5 protein-coding genes are annotated in these 6,287 nt (G+C 70.4%); 2 read left to right on the top strand and 3 right to left on the bottom strand.

Going from position 1 to position 6,287, the window contains the following annotated elements:
• Positions 1–176 precede the first annotated feature (176 nt).
• From thrC to ASD82_RS05625, 3 genes are read right to left on the bottom strand one after another with little or no spacing between them, the layout of a single operon-like run.
• Positions 177–1,511 (bottom strand): threonine synthase, encoded by a 1,335-nt coding sequence (gene thrC / locus ASD82_RS05615; RefSeq protein ID WP_056716676.1) that lies wholly within the window; start codon positions 1,509–1,511, stop codon positions 177–179.
• A complete protein-coding gene (locus ASD82_RS05620; RefSeq protein WP_200950235.1) occupies positions 1,508–2,488 on the bottom strand; it encodes a homoserine kinase in 981 nt (326 codons plus the stop codon). The genes thrC and ASD82_RS05620 overlap by 4 nt, the downstream gene beginning before the upstream one ends.
• A gap of 8 nt (positions 2,489–2,496) precedes the next feature.
• On the bottom strand, positions 2,497–3,648 hold the full coding sequence (locus ASD82_RS05625; RefSeq protein ID WP_056716681.1) for a homoserine dehydrogenase: 1,152 nt from the start codon (positions 3,646–3,648) through the stop codon (positions 2,497–2,499).
• Between the two features lie 398 nt (positions 3,649–4,046).
• Between ASD82_RS05625 and ASD82_RS05630 the strand changes: the two genes are divergently transcribed.
• Together ASD82_RS05630 and ASD82_RS05635 are read left to right on the top strand one after the other, a co-directional pair.
• Positions 4,047–4,802: a c-type cytochrome gene (locus ASD82_RS05630; RefSeq protein ID WP_056716691.1), complete on the top strand. Its 756-nt coding sequence runs from the start codon at positions 4,047–4,049 to the stop codon at positions 4,800–4,802.
• Complete coding sequence (locus ASD82_RS05635) at positions 4,799–6,091, top strand: cytochrome c (protein WP_056716683.1); 1,293 nt, start codon at positions 4,799–4,801, stop codon at positions 6,089–6,091. The genes ASD82_RS05630 and ASD82_RS05635 overlap by 4 nt, the downstream gene beginning before the upstream one ends.
• Positions 6,092–6,287: the final 196 nt, after the last annotated feature.

Raw genomic sequence — 6,287 nt, forward strand, 5'->3', positions numbered from 1 at the left:
CGTCGAACGATATGGAGCTGCGGGCGGCCTGCCTTGTCGACCCTTCGCAAGGATTTCGGTGACGGGCAAATCGTTGGACCCCGTGCGAAATCTAGGCTCATTGGAGGTTCGACGCAAACGAGGAAAACCGCAGGAAAATGCGGATCGATCGCGGCCGGGGCGTCGTTTTGCCTTGATCAGGATCGACGGTCCGGGGTGTCTGGAACCCCTGTGCGCAACCAGTGCTTCAGTGCATCGTCTTGCGCCGCCATTGGCTCCGTTTTCGCCGGTCGTTCGAGCATGGCCTTCAGCGCGGGTGGAATCGCCAGCGGCTGACCGAGCAGCGGTTCCAGCACGGTCTCGAACTTGGCCGGATGAGCGGTGGCGACCACGACCCGAGGTTGACCGTTACGCGCCCCCGCGCGATCAAGCAGGGCGAACGCGGTGGCCGTATGTGGGCAGACGAGCTCGCCATGCTCGCGGGCATGCCGCAGCACGGCGGCACGGATCGTGTCGTCGTCCACGCTCTGCGCGCGAAGCAGCTGGCGCAACGGCGCGTCATCGGGAAACGTCCAGCGCAGGCGCTCGAAGTTGCTTGGGGCGCCCACGTCCATCGCGTTGGCGATGGTGGCCACCGCTTCGCGCGGCCGGTAGTCCGCGCCGGCGAAGAACTCCGGCAGGGTGGCGTTGGCGTTGCAGGCCAGTTGCACCTCGCCGATCGGCAAGCCGATCTCGCGCGCCCACAGGCAGGCCAGCGCGTTGCCCAGGTTGCCGGTGGGCACGATGAAGTCGAGTGGTGCGCCGTGTTCGCGCCACCAGCCCAGCGCGGCATGGGCGTAGTAGCTCATCTGGGGCAGCAGGCGGCCCAGGCTGATGCTGTTGGCCGAGGAAAGCGGCACCTGGGCCTGCAGTTCGGCGTCGTTGAGCGCGGCCTTGACCATGCGCTGGCAGTCGTCGAAGCGGCCGGCCACGCGCAACGCGGTGACGTTGTCGCCGAAGCAGCCGAGCTGGTGCGCCTGGCGCGGCGAGACCAGGCCATCGGGATACAGGATCACCACGCGAATGTTCGGCTGGCGATGGAACGCCGCCGCCACTGCCGCGCCGGTGTCGCCCGAGGTGGCGACCAGGATCGTCAGCGGTCGTGCATCGCTGCGCGGCAGCCGGCGCAGGCAGGCGGCGAGGAAGCGTGCGCCGAAATCCTTGAACGCCGAGGTGGGGCCGTGGAACAGCTCCAGCAGGAAGGTGTCCGGATGCGCCGGCAGCGCGCGCAGTGGCGCGTCGAAGTTCAGCGATTCGGCGCAGATCGTGGGCAGTTCATCGGCCAGGGCATCGCCGGCGAAGAACGGCGCCAGCAAGGTGGCGGCGGTGTCGGCCAGCGTGCCGTGCGGGTCGAACGTGGCCGGGTCGAGGCGCGGCAGCCGTTCGGGCACGTACAGTCCGCCATCCGGGGCCAGCCCGGCGGCGATCGCCTGGCTGATCGGCACGGTCGGCGCGGCGTTGCGGGTGCTGTGGTAGCGGATGGACGCGTTCATGCGTCGTCCCCGAGCGAATCGATCAGCGCGGCCGCCGGCCCGTTGACCGGCGACACCCACGCATCGCTGTCCAGCCCGGCGTCGGCGAACGCGGCCTGCATCGCCACGCTGGCCGCCTCGGCGTCGCGGCGGTTGTCGTACCAGCCGAACACGCTGGGGCCGGCGCCGGAGATGCTGGCGCCCAGGGCGTGGTGATCGAGCGCGGCCTGTTTCACTTGCGCGAAATGGGGAATCAGCGGCGCGCGGCGCGGCTCCACCAGTACGTCCTTCAAGCCCTCGCGCACCAGTGCAGCATCGCCGCGGTAGCAGCCGGCCAGCACCAGGGCGAGGTTCGAACTCTGCGCCACGAATTCACCGAGTTCGTAATGACCGGCCAGCGCAGCGCGCGCCTTGCGCGTTTCCAGCACCACGTGCGGATGCACCAGCGCGCAGTGCCAGGCGTCGGGCACGTCGATGCGCATCAGGCGCTCGTGGGTGGCCAGCACCAGCCCGCCGAGCAGCATCGAGCCCAGGTTGTCGCCGTGCCGGCTGCCGCTGGCCACCGCCTCGCCGTCCAGCGCGAAGGCATACAGCGCCTCGCGCGAAAGCGGCTGGTCGAGCAGGGCGTTGGCCGCGACCAGCGCCGCCACGCACGAGGCGGCCGAGCCGCCCATGCCCGAGCCCAGCGCGATGCCCTTGTGCAGCACCAGCTCGAAACCGCAGGGCAGGTCGAGCGCGGCGCGCAGCGAGAGCAGGGCGGTGCCGGCGGTGTTTGCGCGCGGATCGGTGGGCAGCTCCGTGACGCAGCCGCGGATCGCCGCGATGCGCACCACCGGCTCGTCGATGCGGCGCACTTCGGCGCGATCACCGGCGCCGGCCACGCTGTGGCCGAGCAGGTCGAAGCCGACGCCGACGTTGCCGACGCTGGCGGGTGCGAAGGCGCAGGCGACGGGAGGGCGGGCGGCGGGGTGCGATGGAGCCATGACGGGTTCCGACAATGAGGAAGTCATGCGCGCGCCTCCAGCGACTCGGCGATGCGCAGCAGGTCGGTGAACACGCCGGCGGCGGTCACTTCCGGACCGGCGCCGGGGCCTTGCACCGACAGCGGATTATCGCAGTAGCGACGGGTGGTGAACTGCACGATGTTGTCGGTCAGCCGGGTGTGCGCGAAGGCGTGGCTGGCGGGCAGCACCTGCAGCCGCACGCTGGCGCGGCCGCGCTGGTCGAGCCGGGCCACGTGGCGCAGCACGCCACCTTCGGCATGGGCCTCGGCCAGCTTCGCGGCCATCGGCGCGTCCAGTTCGTCGAGTCGCTGCATGAAGTCGTCGCGCGGCAGCGCGGCCAGCGCCGGCGGCACCAGGCCCTGCAGGTCGACATCCTCCAGCGACAGCGGCCAGCCCGCCTCGCGCGCCAAGATCACCAGCTTGCGCGCCACGTCCAGGCCGGACAGGTCATCGCGCGGATCGGGCTCGGTATAGCCCAGCGCGTGCGCCTCGCGGACCAGCGCGGAGAACGGCTGGCGGCCGTCGTGGCGGTTGCACAGCCAGGCCAGCGTGCCGGAGAACATGCCGTCCACCGCCAGCAGTTCGTCGCCGGTGTCGAGCAGGTCGCGCAGCGTCTGCACCACCGGCAGGCCGGCGCAGACGGTGGCCTCGTAGCGGAAGCGCGCGCCGCCGGCGCAGGCCGCGCGGATCGCCTGCCAGCGCGGCAGCGGCCCGCTGCCGGCCAGCTTGTTCGGCGTCACCACATGCAGGCCGGCGGCCAGCCAGCGCGGATAGTGCGCCGCCACCTCGTCGTTCGCGCTGCAGTCGATCAGCAGTGCGTGGCGGCCATCGTTGCCGCGGACGTGTTCGGCGAACGCATTCAGGTCATTCGGTCGCCAGACCTGCGCGCCGTCGTGGCGGGCGTTGAGCTCGGCGTCGTCGCAGTCCAGCCACATGCGCTTGCTGGCCACCACGCCGCACAGCTTCAGTTCCAGTCCGCTGTCGCGGGCCAGTCGTGCCTGCGCCGTGCGCAACTGTTCCAGCAGCGCGCTGCCGACCCGGCCGGGACCGATCACGCCGATCGCCAGCACGCGGCGACGCGTGCTGGCGGTGCGCGGCAGCGCGGGCGGCGGCAACGGAAAATGCTGGACTTGCTCGGGTGCACAGGTGATCACGACGGCCTCTCCCTTGGAGGCCCGATCTCGCTGGCGTGTCGGTGTGAGCCGGCCCGCCTCGTCGAGGGCGGGCCGTTGCGTGTAGAAAACTTACCTACGCACGACACCCCGCCCGGAACCCGTGGTACCGGTACCGGTGGTAATCGTGGTGGTGGTCATCGCGGCGACAATGCCGGCGCACGACGCCATGCGACCGGTGTGAACCGGTGCGCAGTGCAGGCGTGCTGGCGTGGAAAGCGGCGACATGTGCTCGACCTTACGGGGATTGCTGCGCTGCGGTCAACAGATTCATCTGCAACCTTTTCGTGGCGGGAACCGGGCGGACCGGCGACGCCGCCGGCCTGCGGCAGGTTGTCGCGAGCCCGAAGCGGCCGGTTGCGCAGGCCTACAATTGGCGGATGAACCTCTCCCTTTCCCTGCGCACGAAGCTCCGCGCGGCCGTCGTGCTGCTCGCCTTCGGTGCCGGCGCCACGGCGTCCGCCGCCACCCCGCAGAGCGCCGCGGCACCGGTGCCCGACACTACCGAGCAGCGCGTCGCCGCGTGCACCAGCTGCCATGGCGCGCATGGCGCGGGCACGCCGGACAACGTGCTGATCCCGCGCCTGGCCGGCAAGCCGGCGGGTTATCTGCTGCAGCAGCTGGAATATTTCCAGACCGGCCAGCGCCAGCACGCGCCGATGGAATACGTGGTGCGCCAGCTCGGTCCGGCCTATCTGCGGCAGATCGCCGAATACTTCGCGCAGCAGGACGTGCCGTATCGCAAGCTGCCGGTGCCGCCGGTTTCCACCGAAACCCTGCGTCGCGGCGAACAGCTGGTGCTGCGCGGCGACTCCACCCGCGGCGTGCCGTCGTGCGTCATTTGCCACGGCGCGAAACTGACGGGCGTGCAGCCGATGATGCCCGGGCTGATGGGCCTGTCCTACGACTACCTCAGCGCGCAGCTGGTGTCGTGGCGCACCCGCACCCGCGCGGCCGAAGGCCCGTATTGCATGGGCGTGGTGGCCAACCGCATGCGCGAATCCGACATCACCGCGGTAGCGGCGTGGCTGGCCAGCCAGGAGCCGCCGGCCGACCTGCACCCGGCACCGGCCAGTGCGCAGACCGAGCCGTTGCCCGGCTGGTGCGTGATGGGACACAGCGGGGTGGCGCCATGAGCCGGTTGCGACGTGGCTGGTGGTGGCTGGTCTTGCTGTTGCTGGTCGGCGTGCTGGCGTGGGTGTTCGTCGGCGGCGGCCACGTCGCGCCGTCGTCGCCGGCGCAGCGCGATGCCGACACCGCGGCATTGCACGATCCGGCCATCATCGCGCGGGGCGAATACCTGGCCACCGCCGGCGATTGCGCGGCCTGCCACACCGCCCGCGACGGCCAGCGCTACGCTGGCGGCCGCGCGCTGGCCACGCCGTTCGGCGACGTGCCCGCGCCCAACATCACGCCCGATCCGGAAACCGGCATCGGCCAATGGAGCTTCGACGATTTCTGGCGCGCGCTGCACGACGGCAGGGGCCGCCACGGCCAGCTGCTGTATCCGGTGTTCTCCTACACCTCGTTCACCAAGGTCACCCGCGACGACGCGCTGGCGATCTTCGCCTACCTGAAATCGCTGCCGGCGGTGCATCGCCCCAACAGCGAACCGGGCCTCGACTTTCCGTACAACGTGCGCAAGAGCCTGCTGGCGTGGCGCGCGCTGTACTTCAAGCCGGGCGTGTTCCAGCCCGACCCGGCGAAGTCGCCCGAATGGAACCGCGGTGCCTACCTGGTGCAGGGCCTGGGCCATTGCAACGAATGCCACACCACGCGCGATTCGCTGGGCGGCATCGAGCAGGATCGCCACCTCACCGGCGGCCAGATCCCGGCGATGAACTGGTACGCGCCCGACCTCAGCACCCAGGCCGGCGGCGGCCTCGCCGGCTGGAGCGCGCCGGACATCGTCGACCTGCTGAAGACCGGCCAGTCGTCGAAAGGAGCCGCCTTCGGACCGATGGCCGACGTGGTGCGCCTGAGCACCCAGCACATGACCGACGCCGACCTGCAGTCGATAGCCGTCTATCTGCAATCGCTGCCGCCACGCGCACCGGCCGTGGCCGCCGCGCCGTTCAAGCGCGCGGCCAGCCACGAGCAGGGCGGCAAGCTGTACGCCCAGCGCTGCGCCGACTGCCACGGCGACAACGGCCAGGGCGTGGCCGGCATCTACCCGCCACTGGACGGCAACACCTCGGTCACCGAACCCACCGGCATCAACGCCACCCGCAGCGTGCTTCTCGGGGGCTTCGCCCCGGTCACCGCGGGCAACCCGCAACCCTATTCGATGCCGCCGTTCGCACAGCAACTGAGCGACGAGGACGTCGCGGCGGTGGTCAGCTACATCCGCCAGTCGTGGTCGAACCAGGCGGGGGCGGTGCAAGCTGCGGACGTGAGCACGTATCGGCATACGCCGATCGATTGAGGAGTTGGCGGCGCCATGCTGTTCTCCCTCCCCTGCTCGCAGGGGAGGGCCGGGGTGGGGTCCGCTTTTGATCTTGCTTCCTTGATTCTTCGTGCCTTGCTGTCATCAAGAGCAAAAGCTTTCGTCTGCCTTTGGCAGCCGAGCCACCTTTCTCTGTGTGGCCAGAGAAACGTGGCCCAAAGAGAGGCCACCCCGC

It is taken from the genome of Rhodanobacter sp. Root179, assembly GCF_001428465.1.
Classification (GTDB): Bacteria; Pseudomonadota; Gammaproteobacteria; order Xanthomonadales; family Rhodanobacteraceae; genus Rhodanobacter.

What these genes read in the sequence shown, in the direction of transcription:
- thrC (WP_056716676.1), bottom strand. Translation starts at nt 1,511, where the DNA reads ATGAACGCGTCCATCCGCTACCACAGCACCCGCAACGCCGCGCCGACC.
- ASD82_RS05630 (WP_056716691.1), top strand. Translation starts at nt 4,047, where the DNA reads ATGAACCTCTCCCTTTCCCTGCGCACGAAGCTCCGCGCGGCCGTCGTG.
- ASD82_RS05635 (WP_056716683.1), top strand. Translation starts at nt 4,799, where the DNA reads ATGAGCCGGTTGCGACGTGGCTGGTGGTGGCTGGTCTTGCTGTTGCTG.